Source organism: Streptomyces prunicolor NBRC 13075 (genome assembly GCF_000367365.1).
Classification (GTDB): domain Bacteria; phylum Actinomycetota; class Actinomycetes; order Streptomycetales; family Streptomycetaceae; genus Streptomyces; species Streptomyces prunicolor.
The window spans coordinates 35,902-55,845 of sequence record NZ_BARF01000054.1 but is presented as its reverse complement, the minus strand read 5'-3'; the positions used below and the strand labels follow the sequence as shown (position 1 = coordinate 55,845).

The window sequence follows — 19,944 nt, the reverse complement described above, 5'->3', positions numbered from 1 at the left end:
CCAAGGCAACGTAAAGGCGCGTTGACAGGTCACCGGCGCGTGTAATCGAGCGTGAGTTCACCGGCGTACGGCTCCCGGCTCTGGCCACCGCACGCCACCTGACGTACCGTCACCTCCACTGTCCCCAGGGGAGGTTAGCCGTGGCAGACGACCGTCCCGTGCCCCTCGACGAGTACCCCGTGCACCAGGTCCCGCTGTCGATGAAGCACGTGGCGACCGGCGACCGGAACGCCTACGACCGCTGCATCTTCCACGTGTTCGACCACGAGGGCCGCGCCCTGCTCATCCTCGGCCTTGGCGTCTACCCCAACGTCGGGGTGATCGACGCCTACGTGACCCTCCGCACCGGAGACGTACTCCACGCGGTCCGCGCCTCGGACGCCCTCGGCGACGACCGCATGCACCTCGCCGTAGGCCCACTGCGCATCGAGGTCGAGGAACCACTCCACCGACTGCGCCTGCGCTGCGAGGACAACTCCCTCTCCTGCGACCTCACTTGGACCGCCGAGTTTCCGGCCCTCTGGGAACCCCACCACGTCCAGTACCGCGGCGACCGGCTCACCCTCGAAGGGCGCCGCTTCGTCCAGGCGGGCGGTGTGGAGGGTGTGATCCGTGCCGGTGACGAGGAGTTCCGGGTCTCCGCCGACGGCTGGACCGGTACCCGGGACCGGAGTTGGGGCGTGCGGCCGATCCCCGGCGAGGAGGGTGGCCGGCTCGCCGAGGCCCACCCGACCGAGGGCTTCCACTGGATCTGGTGCCCGGTCCGCTTCGAGGACCGTTTCCTCATGGTCATCGTCCAGGAGGACGCCGACGGCTACCGCACCCTGAACGAGGCGACCGTCGTCCGCCCCGGCCACCGCGACCGCCAACTCGGCTGGCCCCAGGCCGAGATCACCTACCGCTCCGGCACCCGCCACCCCGAGCGCGCCCTCCTTCACCTCGGCGACGCCCGCAAGCCCCAGGACCTCGAAGTGGAGATCCTGACCTCCTCACCCCTCGCGCTCGGCGCCGGCTACCCACCCGCCGACGACTGGCAACACGGCACCTGGCGCGGTCCCGGATGGCTCGACCGGCGCACCTACGACCTCACCCAGCCTGCCCCGCTCGCGGCCTATGGCGTGACCGACCACGCGGCCCGCTTCCGCCTCGACGGCATGACAGGCCACGGCATCTTCGAGCACGGCTCCTTCGGCCGCCACGACCCGAGCGGCTTCACCGGCTTCGACTCGGCCGCCCCGTAAGGCAGTTGAGGTGACATCTCGGTGGCGCCGTAGAAAGCCGAGGTGATGTAGACCGTGCCCCGTAAGGGAGTTGAGACGACATGGCGACAGCACCCCGCCCCCGTACCACCACCCGCGACCCGGAGGAACTCGCCCACCGCCTCACCGCGTGGCTCGACACCCGCCTGCCCGGCGCCAAGGCCGTAGACGTCAGGGTCCCCTCCTCGAACGGCATGTCCAGCGAGACCCTGCTCTTCGACATCGACCACCCCGAACCCCGGCTCCACGCCTGCGCGTTGAGACTCGCGGCGGACCCGTCGGCGTACACCGTCTTCCCGGTCTACGACCTGCCCCGCCAGTTCCGCACGATGCGCCTGGTCGCCGACCGCACGGACCTCCCGGTACCGGCGGTCCGCTGGCTGGAGGAGGACCCCGGCCCGCTCGGCGCGCCGTTCTTCGTCATGGAGCGCGCCGAGGGACGCGTACCGCCGGACGTCATGCCGTATACGTACGAGGGCAATTGGCTGCACGCGGCGACCGACGCGGAGCGAGAACATCTGGAGGCCGCCTCGGTCGCGCTCATCGCCCGCCTCCACGACCAAGTCCCGCTGCGGGAGGCCGAGTTCCTCACCCTCCCGGGCGACGGCGACGCCCTCCACCGCCACGTCGCATCTCAACGCGCCTACTACGCATGGGTGGTTGACGGCCTCGCCCGCTCACCCCTCATCGAGAGCGCCTTCGACCGGCTGACGGAACTCTGGCCCACCGACCCGGGCGAACCGGTCCTCAACTGGGGCGACGCGCGCATCGGAAACGTCGTCTACGACGGGTTCGACCCCGTCGCCGTCCTCGACTGGGAGATGGCGGCCCCGGCCCCGCGCGAGGTGGACCTCGGCTGGACCGTCTATCTGCACCGCTTCTTCCAGGACCTGACGGTCGCCTTCGGTCAGTCGGGGCTGCCGGAGTTCTTCCGCCGGGACCGGGTGGAGGAGCGGTACGCCGAACTCACCGGCCACACCCCGCGCGACATGGACTTCTACACCCTGTACGCGGCCCTGCGGCACGCGATCGTGATGCTCCGTATCGCCTACCGGCAGGTGCACTTCGGAGAGGTGGCCGTCCCGGCGGATCCGGACACACTGATCCTGCACCACGGCAGCCTGCGGGCCATGGTGCAGGGCAGCTACTGGGGTTGAGCGAGTGCGCTCAGGCGGCGCGGCGCATGTCCGGCACGCGCATCGGGCGCGAGCTGGGACCGCCGACGTGCGAGAACGGCTGCGTCCGCCAGTCGAGGCCCTGAGGGAGCGTCAACAGCAGCGCGGTCTCCTGCTCCTGGGGCTCCGCGGACTCGTCGGCGGACCGGGCGTCGGACGCCTCACGGCCCGTACCGGCGCAGACCGTCAGCCCGAACGGGTTCCACGGCGAGGCGCACAGCGCGTGCTCCGGCAGGACTTCCTCGTCCGCGAGGAGCGCGATGGGCTGCACGCAGTCCGGGCAGATCACCCGGAACATCTCGAAGGTGTCGTACGCGTCGAGCTCATCGGCGTCGTAACCGTCCGGGGCATCGGAATCGACGCCCTCCGGCTCGGGCTCGACGACGAGCTGTGGCCGCTTGGGCGCGGTGCGTCCAGGGCGCTTAACACTCTGCATGGGTTTCTCCCCCTACTGGGCTGGGCCGTGAAGGCGCTGCGGCCTCGACCACAGCAAGCACTTCCCGTCCCGTCTCCGCGGTAATCACGAGACCATCACGGAGACCGTTCGAGGACTGTGGCGTTCGTCACATGCCGCCCGCAGATGCCCGAGGCGGCGCTTTTGTCCCCGGCAGGCTCACAAGCCGCTCTCGGCCACATCACGAACCGGGTATGACCTGCGCCGCCGAGGTATCGGAGGAGATCAGCGGCACTGTAGGTTCTTGCGTCATGGAGGAGCTGGACCGACAAATCGTGCAGCTGCTCGTCAAGGACGGGCGGATGAGCTACACAGACCTGGGCAAGGCCACGGGCCTGTCCACGTCGGCCGTGCACCAGAGGGTGCGCCGGCTGGAGCAGCGTGGCGTCATCCGCGGGTACGCCGCGGTCGTCGACCCGGAGGCGGTGGGTCTGCCCATGACCGCCTTCATCTCGGTGAAACCGTTCGACCCCAGCGCCCCCGACGACATCGCGGACCGCCTCTCCGACGTCCCCGAGATCGAGGCCTGCCACAGCGTCGCGGGCGACGAGAACTACATCCTCAAGGTGCGGGTCTCCACCCCACACGAACTGGAGGAGCTGCTGGCCCGGCTGCGTGGCCTGGCCGGCGTCTCGACCCGGACCACGGTGGTCCTCTCGACGCCGTACGAGGCCCGCCCGCCCCGCATCTGACCGACCTGCGTGCGGGGCGTCGCCGGTGAGGCGCGAGACTGTTCCCCATGAGTGAGCGCACCCCCGAACCGGCAACCGTCCTGCTCCGCCGCGGCGAAGTCCACAGCCCCGCCGACCCCTTCGCGACCGCGATGGTCGTGGAGCGCGGCCAGGTCGCCTGGGTCGGCTCCGAGGGTGCCGCCGACGCCTTTGCGGACGGTGTCGACGAGGTGGTCGACCTGGACGGCGCGCTGGTCACCCCGGCGTTCACCGACGCACACGTGCACACGACGGCCACCGGCCTCGCGCTCACCGGCCTCGACCTCTCCGACGCGCCCTCCCTGGAGGCGGCCCTGTCCCTGGTCCGGGACTTCGCCGCCGGCCGCCCGGCCGACCGCGTCCTGCTCGGCCACGGCTGGGACGCCGCCCGCTGGCCCGGTGGCCGCCCGCCGACCCGCGCCGAACTCGACACGGCGACCGGCGGACGCCCGCTCTACCTCTCCCGCATCGACGTCCACTCCGCGGTCGTCACCACAGCCCTGCTCGACCTGGTCCCCGGCTTCGACACGCCGGACGGCCCTCTCACCGCCGACGCCCACCACACCGTCCGCGCCATCGCGCTCGCCGCGATCACGCCGGAGCAGCGCGTCGAGGCCCAGCGCACCGCGCTCGCCCACGCGGCCTCCCTGGGCGTCGGCTCGGTCCACGAGTGCGCGGGGCCGGACATCTCCTCCGAGGACGACTTCACGGGCCTGCTGCGGCTGGCCGCCGAGGAGCTGGGGCCGCGTGTCGTCGGCTACTGGGCTGAGTGGGCCGACAAGGGCGTGGCGAAGGCGCGGGAGCTGGGTGCCGTAGGAGCGGCGGGTGACCTCTTCGTCGACGGCTCCATCGGCTCGCACACCGCGTGTCTGCACCAGCCGTACACCGACGCCGGGCACACCGGCATCGCCTACCTCGACGCGGACGCCGTCGCCGCCCATGTCGTCGCCTGTACCGAGGCGGGCCTCCAGGCGGGCTTCCACGCCATCGGGGACGCCGCAGTGACCGCGGTGGTCGACGGCGTCCGCGCAGCCGCGGAGAAGGTCGGTCTGGGCCGCGTCCGCGCCGCCCGCCATCGCGTCGAACACGCCGAGCTGCTCACCCCGGAGACGATCGCCGCCTTCGCCGAGCTGGGCCTCACCGCTTCCGTGCAGCCCGCCTTCGACGCGCTGTGGGGCGGCGAGGAGGGCATGTACGCCCAGCGGCTCGGCGTGGAGCGGGCGCGTGCCCTGAACCCCTTCGCGGCCCTGCTGCGGGCCGGTGTGCCGCTCGCCTTCGGCTCCGACAGCCCGGTCACCCCGATCGACCCGTGGGGCACGGTCCGCGCCGCCGCGTTCCACCGAACGGCTGAACATCGGGTCTCGGTGCGGGCCGCGTTCACCGCGCATACGCGGGGCGGCTGGCGGGCCGTAGGACGCGACGACGCGGGTGTCCTGGTCCCGGGCGCGCCCGCCGACTACGCCGTCTGGCGGACCGACGCCCTGGTGGTGCAGGCGCCCGACGACCGGGTCGCGCGCTGGTCGACCGACCCGCGCTCCGGCACACCCGGACTGCCCGACCTGACGCCCGGCGGTGACCTTCCGGTCTGTCTGCGGACCGTCGTGGGCGGACGGACGGTGTTCGTACGGCCGGGCGAGTGATCTCCCGGGGTGGCGCGCTCCCGATCCACGGCCGCCGCTCTGTCGCGCGACCTGGGCATCCTCTGCCCTGACCAGCCGGTTGAGGGAGAAAGTGCAGGTCAAACGGCTGTTGACAGGCGGCCGGAGGGGGCCGGTAGGTTCGTCCGAGTCCACCACCGGACGCCCGACCGGGGAACCTCCGAACAATCGCCGAAGCGCCGCTGGGTCAGGGACGGTGTGCCGTACCGGGCACCGTCACTGGGAGCCAGGCTCAGCGCCCGCGCCACGGCGAGGGAACGTTCCGGCCGGTCGGCTGGTGTGACCCGGGTGGGGCCCGGACGTCCAGTAGACAACGGCCTTGGTCGACCCGCAGCCGGCGGGTCCCAGGTCGGCCCGAAGGGCGCCGGGCCCCCATCCGCAGCACATAGGTGCCGAAAAGCGCGTTCTTACCCCGTTCTTGTTGAATCGACACCAGCGTACGAACGGCCTGGCACGTCAGCCCAGGCCGCGGCCACTATGGTGGACGCCTGCGTACGGACATGAAGGGGCAGCAGTGAACGACGGCGACGGAGCCCTCGCGGCACAGGCCCAGGGGCGCAAGTTCGGCCCGCTCGGCACGGCCTTGGTGATCATCCCGACCTACAACGAGGCGGAGAACATCAAGTCCATCGTCCGTCGGGTGCGGCAGTCGGTCCCCGAGGCTCATGTCCTCGTGGCGGACGACAACAGCCCCGACGGCACGGGCAAGCTGGCCGACGAGCTGGCGGCCGAGGACGAACAGGTCCAGGTGCTGCACCGCAAGGGCAAGGAAGGCCTCGGCGCCGCCTATCTGGCGGGCTTCCACTGGGGCATGGACAACGGCTACGGCGTCCTCATCGAGATGGACGCCGACGGCTCCCACCAGCCCGAGGAGCTGCCCCGGCTGCTCACCGCGCTCAAGGGCGCGGACCTGGTGCTCGGCTCCCGCTGGGTGCCCGGCGGCCGGGTGGTGAACTGGCCGAAGTCCCGGGAGTTCATCTCCCGCGGTGGCAGCCTCTACTCGCGCGTGGCCCTCGACCTGCCGCTGCGCGACATCACCGGCGGCTACCGTGCCTTCCGCCGCGAGACCCTCGAAGGCCTCGGCCTGGACGACGTGGCCTCCCAGGGCTACTGCTTCCAGGTCGACCTGGCCCGCCGCGCCGTCCGGGCCGGCTACCACGTCGTCGAGGTCCCCATCACCTTCGTGGAGCGCGAACTCGGCGACTCCAAGATGAGCCGCGACATCCTCGTAGAGGCCCTGTGGCGGGTCACGACGTGGGGCGTGGGCGAGCGCTTCGGCAAACTCCGCGGCCGCGTGAACCCCGGGAGAAAGCCTTCACAGCCGTAGCCCTACGACTTCACAGGCCTCGTTGATCGTCCGCTTATCCCGCCCTGAGCCGTGCCCAGGCACACTGGACGTATGACGACTGGCGCACCCACCCCTTCCTCCGCCGCCCGGCCTCCGCGTTCCCGGCTGCGTACGTTCCTGCCGTTGGGCATCGCCGTGTGGCTGGTGCTGGAGATCTGGCTGCTGACGGTGGTCGCGGGCGCGTCGAGCGGTCTCACGGTCTTCCTGCTGCTGCTCGCCGGGTTCGTGCTCGGCGCCGTGGTGATCAAGCGGGCGGGCCGACGGGCCTTCCAGAACCTGAGCCAGGCCGTGCAGCAGGGCACCGCCCCGGCCAGCGGTGGTGGCAGCGGCCTGATGATGCTCGGCGGTCTGCTGCTGATGATCCCCGGACTGATCTCGGACGCCCTGGGCCTGCTCCTGCTGATCCCGCCGGTCCAGAAGGCCCTGGCACGCTACGCGGAGCGCGTGGTCGAGCGGAAGCTCGACAAGGCCGCCCCCGGCACCCTGGGAGACGCCTTCCAGCAGGCCCGTATGCACCGCCCGGACGGCAAGGTCGTCCAGGGCGAGGTCATCCGGGACGAGCCCGGCAGCGACGCCCCGCAGGGCCCGCGCCCGCCGCTCACCCGCTGATCCGGACGCAGGCAGAACGCGGACAGGCAAAAGCGCGGGCGCCGTACAGATTCGTACGGCGCCCGCGCTTACTTGCTTTGTGCCTTGTGCGGTAGAACCGCTCCGCACCTTCAGGACTAGGCCGACTTGCGGCTGTCCCTCGGGTGAACCGCGATATTCATCGCGCCGGAGCGGAGAACGGCAAGACGCTCCTCAAGGACCTCTTCGAGTTCCTCGCGGGTGCGCCGCTCCATCAGCATGTCCCAGTGGGTACGCGCGGGCTTGGCCTTCTTTTCCTCAGGGCCGTCGCCGTCGACCAGGAGTGCCTGGGCCCCGCAGACCTTGCACTCCCACTCCGGCGGAATCTCCGCCTCGACCGAGAAGGGCATCTCAAAGCGATGTCCCTTCTCGCATGCGTACTCCACGGCCTGGCGTGGTGCCAGGTCGATACCGCGGTCCGTCTCGTAGCTGGTCACCACGAGGCGCGTGCCGCGAAGAGCTCGCTCACTCATGAATCGTGCCTCCCGGGCTTGTCGCCCACAGGACAGGTGTCGCTGTCGTCGTCATCCGGTCAACGTCCGGTCGGCGGTAAAGATTCCCGTACGGGGTCATGCGTCGCCGTCGTAGCCGCCCCTTGTTGTACCCACCAGCGCCCGGTTTGTCACATCTACTAGCAGATGTCACCCAGCGATTCGTCATCTTTGACGCGCAGTAACGGTACGCCAGGCAGGCCAAACGCGTACACTACCGCCCTTTCGCCTCCAGCGCTAAATCCTCTCCGGAAGAGGATTCCCCGCGTCGCTGATCGCCCGCGCCACCGGAACCCGCGCGAGCAGCACGAATCCGACCACGAAGAAGGCCACCAGGGAGATGATCGCGTCCCGATAACTTCCGGTCAGCTGGTAGGTCACCCCGAACAGAAGCGGTCCCAGCCAGCTCATGCCCCGATCGCTCATCTCGTACGCCGAGAAGTACTCGGCCTCTTTCCCGGGCGGAACCAGATGGGAGAACAGGGACCGGGACAGCGCCTGGCTGCCGCCCAGGACAAGGCCGATCCCGGCGGCCAGTACGAAGAACCAGACGGGCGCGCCGGCGGGCAGGAAGTACCCGGCGCCCAGCGTCACCGTCCACGCGATCAGCGAGCCGAGAATCGTCCGCTTGGCCCCGTAGGTCCGGGCGAGTCGCCCCATGCCGAGCGCGCCCGCGACCGCCAGCACCTGAACCATCAGGACGGCCGTGATGAGCGTGGACTGGCTCAGGCCCAGCTCCTCGGAGCCGTACACGGACGCCTGGGAGATCACCGTCTGGATGCCGTCGTTGTAGATCAGATAGGCGAACAGGAAGGACAGCGTGAGCGGTTTGCCGCGCATGTCCCGCACGGTCGCCGCGAGCTGCCGCCAGCCCTGCGCCGTCGGCGCCTCGGACGTCGTACGGCCGCGGTCGCGCAGCCGTTTCAGCGGTACGAGGGTGAAGGCGCCCCACCAGATCCCGGCCGAGGCGAGACAGATGCGGACGGCCATCGACTCGGAGAGGCCGAAGGAGTCGTGGGCGGTGAACAGGATCAGGTTCAGGACGAGGACCAGGGAGCCGGCCGCGTAGCCGAAGGCCCAACCCCGGGAGGAGACCGCGTCGCGCTCCTCCGGAGGGGCGATCTGCGGAAGGTAGGAGTTGTACACGACCATCGAGACGGCCACCGACGAGTTGGCGACGATCAGCAGGAAGCCGCCCAGCAGATAGCGGTCGCCGTCCAGGAAGAACAGGCCCGTGGTGGCGGTCGCGCCCACATAGGCGGCAAGCGCCAGGAGGGGCTTCTTACGGCCCGTGCGGTCGGCCGCCGCGCCCGCCAGGGGCATCACGAGGATCGACACGATGACGGACGCGGAGACCGTGTAGGCGAAGAAGGACCCCGCCCGGATCGGTATCCCCAGGGGATGCACGAACCCGTCCGGGTCCGCCGCCGACTTCGCGACCGAGGTCAGATAGGGGCCCAGGAACACGGTGAGCACGCTCGTCGAGTAGACGGAGCAGGCCCAGTCGTAGAAATACCAGCCGCGCTGTTCGCGCCGCCGCTCGGCTGCCTCGTCGGCCGCCGGTGACCGCAGGGTGTCGGTACCCACCCGTGCCCTCGCTTCCCCGTGAACGCGTCGCCCCGGGGGCTCAGGCCCAGACGCCCCGCTCCACCATGACCTCGCGCAGTGTGTCGATGTGATCGGTCATGATGCCATCCACTCCCAGGTCAAGGAGCCGGTGCATGCGATCGGCCTCGTTGATGGTCCACACGTGGACCTGCACCCCGCGCGCGTGGGCGGCGCTGACGAAGCGCCGGTCGACGACAGGGACGCCCGACTGCTCCTCGGGCACCTGTGCGGCGACCGCCGAACGGCGCACCGGGAGAGGGGCGCCCCAGGACCGCAGCCGCAGGTTCAGCACCCCACGCGTGCCGAACGACGTGGCCAGGCGCGGCCCTGCCAGGTGCTGGGCGCGGACCACGCGCTTCTCTGAGAAGGAGCCAACTAGGACGCGGTTCCAGGAGTCGGTGCGCTCCAGGAGGTCCAGGAGCGGGCGGAGCGCCGGCTCCGCCTTGATGTCGACGTTCCAGCGCACCTCGGGGAAGGTCTCCAGCAACTCCTCGAAGAGGGGCACCGGTTCCTTGCCCGCCACGCGCGCGTGGCTCACGTCCGACCAGAACAGGTCCGCGATCCGGCCGGCGCCGTCGGTCACCCGGTCCAGGGTCTCGTCGTGGAACGCGACGAGCTTCCCGTCCGCCGTGGCGTGGACGTCGGTCTCGATGTACCGATAGCCCAGCTCCACCGCGCGGCGGAACTGGAACACGGTGTTCTCCAGGCCGTCCGCCGCCCCGCCCCGGTGGGCGAAGGGGATCGGGCCGGGGTGGTCGAGGTACGGATGACGTATGAGCGTGGTCACCGGGGCAGTATCGCCCGTTCTGGTGACCCGGTGGCTACGACCGTGCTGCCGCCGGATGCCGACGGGGCGGCGAACACGCGCAGGAAGAGCTGGGCCAGCGGTCCGATCGCCAGAGCGTAGAGCAGGGTGCCGATGCCGACGGTGCCGCCGAGCGCGAAGCCGGTGGCCACGACCATGACCTCGAGCGCCGTCCGGATCAGGCGGATGGAGCGGCCCGTGCGCCTGTGCAAGCCGGTCATCAGCCCGTCGCGCGGCCCCGGTCCGAAGTTCGCGGAGATGTAGAGCCCGGTGGCGGCTCCGTTGAGCACGATGCCCGCCAGCAGCAGCGGAATCCGTACGGCCAGACCGTGTGCTTCAGGGACCAGGGCCAGCGTGCCGTCCATCGCGAGGCCCACCATGAACACGTTGGAGACCGTGCCCAGGCCCGGGCGCTGGCGCAGCGGGATCCACAGGAGCAGCACCGCCGCGCCCACGATGATCGAGACGACGCCGATCGTCAGGCCGGTGAGTTCGGCGAGGCCCTGGTGCAGCACGTTCCAGGGCTCCAGGCCCAGGCCCGACACCACCAGGAGCGCCGAACTGGCGCCGTAGAGCGCGAGTCCGACGTACAGCTGGACCAACCGTCGCCCGAGACGGTTCCGCGTGGACAAGAGGTGCCCCCTGGTGGTGGTAGTGGCCTGACGCATGTCACTCTGTGGCTTGAGAACACAGGCCATCCATGGCCAATTCCGGGAAGGTGGACTGGTTTCCATGGCGCAGTGGACCTCGGCGATGGGCGCCGCGCAGCTCGCCCGGCTGCTCAACTCCCAGCAGGACCGGCCGGCAGGGCCAGGTACCCGCCGCCCGCCCGCCTATCGGGCGCTCGCGGACGGTATCCGGCTGCTTGTCCTGGAGGGGCGCGTCCCGGTGGCTGCCCGGCTGCCCGCCGAGCGGGAGTTGGCGCTCGCGCTGTCCGTGAGTCGCACCACCGTTGCCGCCGCCTACGAGGCGCTGCGCACCGAGGGATTCCTGGAGTCGCGGCGCGGGGCCGGCAGCTGGACCTCCGTACCGGCCGGTAATCCGCTCCCCGCGCGCGGGTTGGAGCCGTTGCCCCCGGAGGCACTCGGTTCGGTGATCGACCTCGGCTGCGCCTCGCTGCCCGCGCCCGAGCCGTGGCTCACCCGGGCCGTGCAGGGCGCCCTGGAGGAGCTGCCGCCGTACGCCCACACGCACGGCGACTATCCGGCCGGGCTGCCCGCGCTGCGCGCGATGATCGCCGAGCGGTACACCCTGCGCGGGATTCCGACCATGCCCGAGCAGATCATGGTCACAACCGGCGCGATGGGCGCCATCGACGCCATCTGCCATCTCTTCGCGGGGCGCGGCGAGCGGGTCGCCGTCGAGTCACCCTCGTACGCCAACATCCTTCAACTGATGCGCGAGGCGGGTGCCCGGCTGGTGCCCGTGGCGATGGCCGACGGGCTGTCCGGCTGGGACATGGACCGCTGGCGACAGGTGCTGCGGGACGCGGCGCCCCGGATCGCGTACGTCGTCGCCGACTTTCACAACCCGACCGGCGCCCTGGCCGGTGACGACCAGCGGCGCCAACTCGTGGACGCGGCCCGCTCGGCCGGCACCGTGCTCGTCGCCGACGAGACGATGACCGAGCTGTGGCTGGACGACGACGTCGACATGCCGCGCCCCGTCTGCGGCTTCGACCCGGCCGGTTCGACGGTGATCACCGTCGGCTCCGCCAGCAAGGCCTTCTGGGCGGGCATGCGCATCGGCTGGGTCCGCGCGGCCCCCGACGTGATCCGCAGCCTGGTCGCCGCCCGCGCCTACGCCGACCTCGGCACCCCCGTGCTGGAGCAGCTCGCCGTCAACTGGCTGTTCAGCACCGGCGGTTGGGAACAGGCCGTGGACATTCGGCGCGCCCAGGCCCGTGAGAACCGGGACGCGCTGGTCGGGGCGCTCCGGCGGCAGCTGCCCGACTGGGAGTTCGAAGTGCCCAGGGGCGGACTCACGCTGTGGGTGCGCACCGGCGGACTGTCGGGCTCTCGGCTCGCCGAGATGGGGGAGCGGGTGGGCCTGCGGGTCCCGTCCGGGCCGCGGTTCGGCGTGGACGGTGCCTTCGAGGGGTATGTGCGACTGCCGTTCACCGTGGGCGGCGCGGTGGCCGAGGAGGCGGCGGCACGGCTGGCCGCGGCGGCCCGGCTGGTGGAGAACGGGGTCAGCGGGGGCGGCGGCGAATCGCCGCGCACGTTCGTGGCGTAGACGCGAAAAAGGCGTACCCGGGGTCGGTGCGGGCGGGCGACTTCCGGCCGCCCGCGCCGACCCCGGGCTGTTACGAAGTCTCCGCCACGGCGGCCTCCACCACCGCTTCTGTGGCTACCGTCTCCGCCGCGTCCGCCGGTGTCGTGCGCGGCGGGAGCAGGGCCAGGACCGCCTGGCGGTGGGCGTCGTTCGTCGCGTCGTCGTACGGGTCCGGGGTCGCCGGGACCTGGAGGCGGTGCACCGGGCCGTTGCCGAGGCGGGCGTAGCCGCGGCCCGGGGGGACCTGGGCGATCGGCGTGGTGTGCGGGGGAGCGCCGAGGACCGCCTCCAACTGGGCGGCGGTGGCGGGGCCGAGGACGACACGCGCGCGTGTGTGCTGTCGTACGGCGTCGCTGAGGGTGTCCGCGCTGTCGAACTGGTCGGCCACCACCACCGTGACGTTGGCCGCGCGGCCGTGCCGGAGGGGGACCTGGAGCAGGGACTGGGGGTCCTTGTAGCCGTCGGCGGCCGCCACGTGGGCGAAGGCGCTCGGGCGGTCCAGGATGATCCACAGGGGGCGCCTGGTGTCGTCCGGTGCCGGGTGGCCCGACTGGCGGGCTCGGTTGGCCGCGATCAGCCGGCGCTCCGTCTCGTGGGCGGCCCACTCCAGGCTGGCCAGCGCGCCGGACAGGCCGCACTCCACCGCGAGGACGCCGTCGCGGCCGGTGAGGCACGCGTACTCGCCGGTGCCGCCGCCCTCGACGATCAGGACGTCGCCGTACTGGAGGGCCTGCAGGGCGATGGAGCGCAGCAGGGTGGAGGTACCGCTGCCGGGCTGGCCCATGACCAGGAGGTTCGGCTCGGTGGAGCGGATGCCGGTGCGCCAGACGACCGGTGGGACGTCGCGCTGTTCCTCGCCGTGGGTGAGGGGGAGGGTGCGGTGGACCTGGGTCGGGTCGGTGAAGCCCAGGACGGTCTCGCCGGGGGCGGTGACGAAGCGCTGGGCGGCGATGTCGGTGGGGAGCGGGGCGAGGACGCCGATCGTGAGCTGGTTGCCCTCCTCGTCCCACGCGAAGTGGTACTCCCGGCTGCGGCCGGACTTCGCGGTGAGCAGCTGCTCGATCCGCGCGCGGGAGTCGGCCTCGCCGTCGGTGAAGTACGCCGGATAGCGGACGACCAGATGGGAGATCCGGCCCGCGCCGTCGAACTCGTAGGCGGGGAAGGCCTTCTCCCAGTCGCCGCCGTGGGCGAACAGGGGAGCCGGGTCCTCGGCGGTCGAGAAGTAGGGCACCAACGCCTCGTAGAGGGACTGCAGGCGCTGGGTCTGGGACTCGTCGGGCCCTTCGGGCGCCGGCGGGGTGCGATCGCGGCCGTGCCATGCCGCCGCCGCCATCAGGATGATGGCGGCGAGCAGCGGGCCGTAGGGCACCAGAGCCACGACCAGGATCACCGAGGCCACCAGGAAGAGCAGCGGCCCGCGCTTGTCCTTGGGGGTGTCGGTCCATCTGCGCCGGCCGGCGGATGCCAGCCGACGCAGACCCTTGGTGATCGTGATCAGCGGATGGAGGACATCGGTGGCGCTGTCGGCCGCCGTCCGGGCCAGCTCCCGGCTCCGGGCGATCTGGGCGGTGCCGTTGCTCAGGATGCGGGGGAGGGGGCGCCGGGCCACTGCTGTCTCCTGAAGGTCCGTACGGGTGGGGACGTCAGAACTTGATGCCGCCGAGGAGGCTCGCCAGGCTCTCGCCGCCGGCCTTGATGCTCGGCGCGATGGCCGTGCTGGCCATGTAGAAGCCGAAGAGTGCGGCCACCAGGGCGTGGGAGGCCTTGAGTCCGTCCTTCTTGAAGAAGAGGAAGACGATGATGCCGAGAAGGACGACGCCTGACATGGACAAGATCATTTGAGCTCTCCTGGTTCGTGGGGACAGTCACCATGAGTTGTTCCAGGATCACAGGATGTATCCATACGATAAAAGGTGCAAGTGGGTGAATTTCGGCGAATTTCCCTCGGATGGTGGAGCGCATTCGGGCTGTCTGAGCAGGGGTTTCACCGGTGTCGGGCCCTGTGGTGATCTTTGCCTCGGAGGGGGCCGGTCATGTGTCTGTGGAGCCAGTACGCTGGCGATTCACCCGTACTAGTGAGAGGCGGTCAGGCCGATGAGTGAAGCCCCCGACCCCGAGGTCGTGGAGTTCGCGACCAAGATCTTCGATCTGGCCCGTCAGGGCGGGACCGAAGCGCTGGTCGCGTACGTGGACGCGGGCGTCCCGGCCAACCTCACCAATGACCGCGGTGACTCCCTGGTGATGCTCGCCGCCTACCACGGGCACGCCGGGGCCGTACGGGCCCTGTTGGCGCGCGGCGCCGAGGCCGACCGGATCAACGACCGGGGCCAGACCCCGCTCGCCGGAGCCGTCTTCAAGGGCGAGCACGAGGTGATCGAAGTCCTGCTGGAGGCCGGCGCCGATCCGGCCGCGGGCACCCCGTCGGCGGTCGACACCGCCCGGATGTTCGACAAGGCCGAGCTGCTGGAGCTGTTCGGCGCGCACTGACACGCGGCCCGTCGGCAGCAAAGGCGGGCCTTCTGACCTGGTACGACAAGGAAAACGGGGGAAAACGGGGGAAGGCAGCACGGCGCCGCCCGAAATTTCGGTCGCGGCATCGAGAACTGCCGGGTCATCATGACGTCGTGATTTACGGACGCGATGGCTGGGCAGGTGTTGCCGCACCGCGCGGGCCGTAGTTGCGGCCCGTATGGGCCACCTACGAGAGGCAGAGGAAAATGGTCTACAGCAAGCAGGAAACGGCGGGCGCCCCGACGTGTTGTCACGCGGCCAGGTAGTGCACGTCCCCCGGTTGCGTCGACGCTTGATGTGAGGCTGTTTCCCATGTTCGATCCGGTCATAGCGCCCAGCGGTACGCTGCTCGGCCTGCTTCAGCGGGGCCGCGGCGACGGCACACTGCACGCGCTCACCGCCCCTCGTGCCGAGGCACTCGCGGCGCTGAACCACTGTGTGCTGCGCGACCCCCGCCACGACTGGCAGGTGGAGAACCGCTCCCTGTACTACGCCCGTCTGTACCTCGATCTGAACGGCGACCTGGACGCCGTCGAGGCCCACCTCTTCGACACCGAGGACGTCCTCGACACCGAGGAGTCACGTACGGGCCTCGCGCTCGCCGTCCTCGGGCACCTCGCCTCCTACGGCAGGCTGGACGCCCTCGCCCTGCTGCGCAGGTACGCGGCCTCCGGGAGCAATTGGGCCTGGGCGCTCGACGAGCTGGCGCTCAGGGACGACGACGCGGGCCTGCGTGCCCTCGCCGCTCCCGTGCTGGCGCGGTTCCCGGCCGACCCCGAGGGCGAGGCCGAACTGGCCACCGCCGTGCGGGACGCCTTCGAACCCCGGCCCTGGCGGCTGTGGGCCGACGACCCGCGCGAATCGATCGCCACGCGCGTGCGTGCCGCCCAGGAAGCCGGCTGCTTCGACCTCTGGCAACGCCAGATGCGACCTACCGGGCCCCGTCCGGGGTGGAGCGTGCAAGCGGTGTTCGAATGGGCCCAACAGGGCCTCGAACGCGGCGCCGCGCTGCATGTCCCCGCCGCCCGCTGCCTCACCGCGGTGGCGGGTCCCGAGGACCGGCCCGCGATCGTCGAGGCCGCCAAGGACGGCGGGGAGGGCGCCCGCTGCACCGCCCTGCGCTATCTCGCCGACAGCAACGATCCCGAAGCCCTCCAACTGATCGAACGCGCGGTGGCCACCGGCCCGGCACCCGTCGTGGAGGCCGCCGTGGACGCCTTCGAACGGATGCGGTCGGTCGCCGCCGTCGACCGGGCCCGCGGCTGGGCGCGCCGACCCGATCCGCTCGGCGCCGCCGCCGGACGGATGCTCGCCTGCCGGGGCGGAGCCCAGGACAGCGACCTCGTCCTCGGCGCCCTCAGGGAGGCCGTGATGGGCGAAGGACCCGACGCCCCCACCCTCTGGACCCTGGTCGACGGCGCCGGACGCCTCGGCATCGCCTGCGCAGCCCCCGTCCTGCGCCATGTGTACCGGGAGACGGCCTCGTCCCATCTGCGCGGCCGGGCCGCCCGCGCCCTGGCCGCCACCGACCCCTCCTACGCCGCAGGCTTCGCCGTCGAGTGCCTCTGGGACTGCGAGGAGACCACCCGCGAGATCGCCGCCCGGCACGCCGAGACCGCCGACGCCCGCGTCGTGGAGCAGCTCCGCAGGCTCGCCGCCGACCCGGCCGAGGAAGCGGAAGTCCAGACAGCCGTACGGAGCCGGATCGGGCCCGACGCCCCCGCAGTGTGAACGTGGGATGACCCGCGGGTCAGACGCGCATGGCCGCCGTCTGACCTGCTCGGGTGTGCAGCGCAACGCTCATGGGACGTTCACCGTTCGCATAGATCCACGTTGACGCGGGCACGTCCAGCGCGGCGAGAACACGGGTATGCGTGTCGTCATCGTGACCGAATCCTTTCCCCCCGATGTGAACGGCGTGGCCCACTGCGCGCTCCAGACCGCCCGGCACCTCGTGGATCGCGGTCATCATCCGCTCGTCGTCGCGCCGGCCACCTCGGCCGGCCCCGGGCCCGACGCCGAGTCGCCGTGCCCCGTCATCCGTGTCCCCTCCCTACCGCTCCCGGGCTACCCCCAGGTCCGCGTCGCCCTCCCCAGCCGACGCGTCGCCGCGGCCATCACCGAACACCGCGCGGACATCGTGCACCTGGCCAGCCCCTTCATCCTCGGCGTCCGCGGCATGGCCGCCGCCGCGCGGCTCGGCATTCCCGCCGTCGCCGTCTACCAGACCGACCTCGCCGGATACGCCCGTACGTATGTCGGTGCGGGCGAGGCCACCGCCTGGCGGCGCATCCGCTCCGTCCACGCCGCCGCCGACCGCACCCTGGCGCCCTCCAGCGCGGCCCTGGGCGACCTGGAGGCACACGGTGTGCCCCGGGTCCGCCTCTGGCCGCGAGGCGTCGACACAGAGCGTTTTCGCCCCGAGTGCCGGGACGAGGCGCTGCGCCGCGAACTCGCCCCGAACGGCGAACTGCTCGTCGGCTACGTCGGTCGGCTAGCCCCCGAGAAGCAGATCGAACTCCTCGCCGGAGCCTGCGGACTCCCGGGCGTCCGGGTCGTGGTCGTCGGCGACGGGCCCAGTCGGCCGCACCTCGACGAGGCGCTGCCGGGCGCGGTCTTCCTCGGTCGGCGTACCGGGGACGAGCTCGCCCGTATCTTCGCCTCGTTGGACATATTCGTGCACACCGGACCTTTTGAGACCTTCTGTCAGACCGTCCAGGAAGCCATGGCCAGCGGCGTCCCCGTCGTCGCGCCCGCCGCCGGCGGCCCGCTCGACCTGGTCGCCCACGGCCGCACCGGGTTCCTCTTCCCGCCGCGCGACGAGGCCGCTGTGACGGACGCCGTGCGGACCCTGGCCGCCGATCCCGCACTGCGCGCCGCGTACGGCACCGCCGCGCGGGCCATGGTCGAGGGCCGCACGTGGGCGGCCGTCGGCGACCAACTGATCGCGCACTACGGGGATGTCCTCGCCGCGCGCAAGGTGGTGGTGGCGGCGTGAACACCGCCTCGCTGCGGATCGTCCGCCTCGCCAACTTCGTGGCCCCCTCCTCCGGGGGGCTGCGCACCGCCCTGCGCGAGCTGGGCAGGGGCTTCAAGGAGGCCGGGCACGATCCGGTCCTCATCCTGCCCGGCGAACGCCACACCGACCGTGAGACCGAGCAGGGCCGGGTCATCACCCTGCCCGGGCCGCTGCTGCCCGGCACCGGCGGCTACCGCGTCCTCGCCGACAAGCGGCGCGTGGCCGGCCTCCTGGAACATCTCGCCCCCGACCGCCTGGAGGTCTCCGACCGTACGACCCTGCGCTGGACCGGCAAATGGGCCAGGCGGGCCCGCGTCCCCGCCGTGATGGTGTCCCACGAGACCGCCGACGGCGTCCTGCGTACCTGGGGCCTTTCGGAGAACCTGTCCCGGCGCACCGCCGACGCCCTCAACGTCCGTACGGCGCACACCTACGCGCGCGTGGTGTGCACCACCGAGTTCGCCGAGCGGGAGTTCGTCCGCATCGGCGCCCGGAACGTCGTACGGGCTCCCCTGGGCGTCGACCTGGTGGGGCGCCGGCCGGCCCTGCGGGACCCGGTGCTGCGCGCGGAGTACGCGCGCGTGGACCAGGTTCTGCTGGTGACCTGCACCAGGCTCTCCGTGGAGAAGAAGCCCGGCACGGCGCTCGACGCCCTGGAGGCGCTGCTACGGCGCGGGCGGCGGGCGGTCCTCGTGGTCGCTGGGGACGGGCCGCTGCGGGCCCGGCTCGAACAGCGGGCGCGGGAGCGCGGGTTGCCGGTCACCTTCCTCGGGCACGTCTCCGACCGGCGGCTGCTCGGCGCGCTCCAGGCCTCCGCCGACGTGTGCCTGGCACCCGGGCCCGCCGAGACCTTCGGGCTCGCCGCGCTGGAGGCGATGGCCTGTGGCACGCCCGTGGTGGCCAGCGCCTCGTCCGCGTTGCCCGAGGTCATCGGTTCCGCCGGTGCCACGGCCGCGGACAACGGGAGGGCCTTCGCGGACGCCGTGGACATGCTCCTCGAACGCCCCGAGACGGAGCGCCGCGAGACCGCACGCGCGCGTGCCGAGTGTTTCGGCTGGCACACGGCGGTCGACGCGTTCCTCGCGGCCCACGACGCGGATGTTCCGGTACGGCGGTTCGTGCCCGGAGGCGTGGCATGAGAACGGTCCGTTTCGTCGCCCTCGGTGACTCGCTCACCGAGGGCGTGGGCGATCCCGTCGGCGAGGCATGGCGCGGTTGGGCAGCGCTGCTCGCCGACGGGATCGCCGAACAGCCCGAAGGGACCGTGGAGTTCACGAACCTGGCGGTCAGCGGGGCGCAGTCACGCGACGTGCTGGAACGGCAGACCCCGGCCGGGCTCGCCCTGAACCCGGACGTCGTGTCCGTCGTCATAGGCGTCAACGACACCCTGCGCTGCACCTTCGACATCCAGGCCGTGGCCGCCCGCCTCGACGAGGTCTACGCGGCCTTCACGGCGCAGGGCGCGACCCTGCTCACGGCCTGTCTGCCCGATCCGGGCGCGATGCTCGGCCTCCCGGGCGCGCTGGCCCGCCCGCTCGCCCGTCGCCAGCGGGCGGTGAACACCGTGGTGCACGCGCTCTCCGAGCGGTACGGGGCCGTACATCTGCACGCGGCCGAGGGTGCGTGGATCATGGACCGTGCGATCTGGAGCGCGGACCGGCTGCACCCCGGGGAGCGCGGACACCGCCAACTGGCGCTGCGTTTCCACGCGTTGCTCACCGAGGAGGGTGTGGCCTCGGGGGTCGCACCCTCGCCCGAGCCCGAGTTCCCGGCGCCCACCAGGTCGGCCAGTCTGCTGTGGCTGGCGACCGCGGGCACCGGGTGGGTGGTCCGCCGCTGCACCGACCTGCTGCCGCAGCTTCTGAGGCTGGCCGCCGACGAGATGCGCCACCGCGCGCGGGGCACCAGCGCGCGCCTCGACCTGAGCGCGTCCCACGCCGTGTCGATGGCGCTTGCCTCGCTGTCGGTGCAGCAGGAGCAGCCGGACGCCGCATAGGGCCTACGG

The 19,944-nt window shown here is 71.7% G+C and carries 19 protein-coding genes; 12 read left to right on the top strand and 7 right to left on the bottom strand.

The features are described 5' to 3' along the window. Window positions 1-140: 140 nt before the first annotated feature. A complete protein-coding gene (locus tag SPR02S_RS24610) occupies window positions 141-1,241 on the top strand; it encodes an Rv3169 family protein (RefSeq protein WP_019059669.1) in 1,101 nt (366 codons plus the stop codon). An 80-nt stretch (window positions 1,242-1,321) separates the two neighbouring features. Next, entirely contained in the window at window positions 1,322-2,416 is a 1,095-nt protein-coding gene (locus tag SPR02S_RS24605) for a phosphotransferase family protein (protein ID WP_019059668.1), read from the top strand. 10 nt (window positions 2,417-2,426) lie between these two features. Here the strand turns inward: SPR02S_RS24605 and SPR02S_RS24600 are convergent, their stop codons facing one another. After that, entirely contained in the window at window positions 2,427-2,870 is a 444-nt protein-coding gene (locus SPR02S_RS24600; protein WP_019059667.1) for a hypothetical protein, read from the bottom strand. Between the two features lie 269 nt (window positions 2,871-3,139). Here SPR02S_RS24600 and SPR02S_RS24595 point away from each other — a divergent pair, with 269 nt between their 5' ends. From SPR02S_RS24595 to fxsA, 4 genes are all read left to right on the top strand, one after another. Further along, a complete protein-coding gene (locus tag SPR02S_RS24595) occupies window positions 3,140-3,580 on the top strand; it encodes an Lrp/AsnC family transcriptional regulator (protein ID WP_026150833.1) in 441 nt (146 codons plus the stop codon). Window positions 3,581-3,627: 47 nt separating this feature from the next. Continuing rightward, window positions 3,628-5,238 carry an amidohydrolase gene (locus SPR02S_RS24590; RefSeq protein ID WP_019059665.1) on the top strand — a complete coding sequence of 537 codons (1,611 nt, stop codon included), beginning with the start codon at window positions 3,628-3,630 and terminating at the stop codon, window positions 5,236-5,238. Window positions 5,239-5,770: 532 nt separating this feature from the next. Beyond that, window positions 5,771-6,583, top strand: coding sequence for a polyprenol monophosphomannose synthase (locus SPR02S_RS24585; protein ID WP_019059664.1), 813 nt, complete (start codon window positions 5,771-5,773; stop codon window positions 6,581-6,583). 72 nt (window positions 6,584-6,655) lie between these two features. Continuing rightward, window positions 6,656-7,213 carry an FxsA family membrane protein gene (gene fxsA / locus SPR02S_RS24580; protein ID WP_019059663.1) on the top strand — a complete coding sequence of 186 codons (558 nt, stop codon included), beginning with the start codon at window positions 6,656-6,658 and terminating at the stop codon, window positions 7,211-7,213. 116 nt (window positions 7,214-7,329) lie between these two features. Here fxsA and SPR02S_RS24575 read toward each other — a convergent pair whose 3' ends face one another. From SPR02S_RS24575 to yczE, 4 genes are all read right to left on the bottom strand, one after another. Beyond that, the gene (locus SPR02S_RS24575) at window positions 7,330-7,704 is read right to left on the bottom strand and encodes an RNA polymerase-binding protein RbpA (RefSeq protein ID WP_003977404.1); all 375 of its coding nucleotides are present in this window, start codon (window positions 7,702-7,704) and stop codon (window positions 7,330-7,332) included. A gap of 255 nt (window positions 7,705-7,959) precedes the next feature. Continuing rightward, window positions 7,960-9,309, bottom strand: a complete 1,350-nt coding sequence (locus SPR02S_RS24570; protein WP_019059662.1) for an MFS transporter — start codon at window positions 9,307-9,309, stop codon at window positions 7,960-7,962. 40 nt (window positions 9,310-9,349) lie between these two features. Beyond that, window positions 9,350-10,117, bottom strand: coding sequence for a glycerophosphodiester phosphodiesterase family protein (locus SPR02S_RS24565; RefSeq protein WP_019059661.1), 768 nt, complete (start codon window positions 10,115-10,117; stop codon window positions 9,350-9,352). Continuing rightward, the gene (yczE, locus tag SPR02S_RS24560; protein WP_174447562.1) at window positions 10,114-10,803 is read right to left on the bottom strand and encodes a membrane protein YczE; all 690 of its coding nucleotides are present in this window, start codon (window positions 10,801-10,803) and stop codon (window positions 10,114-10,116) included. The genes SPR02S_RS24565 and yczE overlap by 4 nt, the downstream gene beginning before the upstream one ends. A gap of 64 nt (window positions 10,804-10,867) precedes the next feature. Here yczE and SPR02S_RS24555 point away from each other — a divergent pair, with 64 nt between their 5' ends. Beyond that, window positions 10,868-12,370, top strand: coding sequence for an SCO1417 family PLP biosynthesis transcription factor (locus SPR02S_RS24555; RefSeq protein WP_019059659.1), 1,503 nt, complete (start codon window positions 10,868-10,870; stop codon window positions 12,368-12,370). A 70-nt stretch (window positions 12,371-12,440) separates the two neighbouring features. On the opposite strand, the gene SPR02S_RS24550 is transcribed toward SPR02S_RS24555, so the two are convergent. Together SPR02S_RS24550 and SPR02S_RS24545 are read right to left on the bottom strand one after the other, a co-directional pair. Then, entirely contained in the window at window positions 12,441-14,018 is a 1,578-nt protein-coding gene (locus SPR02S_RS24550) for a membrane protein (protein ID WP_019059658.1), read from the bottom strand. A gap of 34 nt (window positions 14,019-14,052) precedes the next feature. Continuing rightward, on the bottom strand, window positions 14,053-14,247 hold the full coding sequence (locus SPR02S_RS24545) for a hypothetical protein (protein WP_019059657.1): 195 nt from the start codon (window positions 14,245-14,247) through the stop codon (window positions 14,053-14,055). Window positions 14,248-14,503: 256 nt separating this feature from the next. Here SPR02S_RS24545 and SPR02S_RS24540 point away from each other — a divergent pair, with 256 nt between their 5' ends. From SPR02S_RS24540 to SPR02S_RS24520, 5 genes are all read left to right on the top strand, one after another. Beyond that, window positions 14,504-14,896: an ankyrin repeat domain-containing protein gene (locus SPR02S_RS24540; protein WP_019059656.1), complete on the top strand. Its 393-nt coding sequence runs from the start codon at window positions 14,504-14,506 to the stop codon at window positions 14,894-14,896. 336 nt (window positions 14,897-15,232) lie between these two features. After that, window positions 15,233-16,651, top strand: coding sequence for a HEAT repeat domain-containing protein (locus tag SPR02S_RS24535; protein WP_019059655.1), 1,419 nt, complete (start codon window positions 15,233-15,235; stop codon window positions 16,649-16,651). A 139-nt stretch (window positions 16,652-16,790) separates the two neighbouring features. Beyond that, entirely contained in the window at window positions 16,791-17,918 is a 1,128-nt protein-coding gene (locus tag SPR02S_RS24530) for a glycosyltransferase family 4 protein (RefSeq protein WP_019059654.1), read from the top strand. Next, window positions 17,915-19,078: a glycosyltransferase gene (locus tag SPR02S_RS24525; protein WP_019059653.1), complete on the top strand. Its 1,164-nt coding sequence runs from the start codon at window positions 17,915-17,917 to the stop codon at window positions 19,076-19,078. Before SPR02S_RS24530 ends, SPR02S_RS24525 begins: the two co-directional genes overlap by 4 nt. Then, window positions 19,075-19,935 (top strand): SGNH/GDSL hydrolase family protein, encoded by an 861-nt coding sequence (locus SPR02S_RS24520; protein ID WP_019059652.1) that lies wholly within the window; start codon window positions 19,075-19,077, stop codon window positions 19,933-19,935. The genes SPR02S_RS24525 and SPR02S_RS24520 overlap by 4 nt, the downstream gene beginning before the upstream one ends. The last annotated feature ends 9 nt before the right edge of the window (window positions 19,936-19,944 follow it).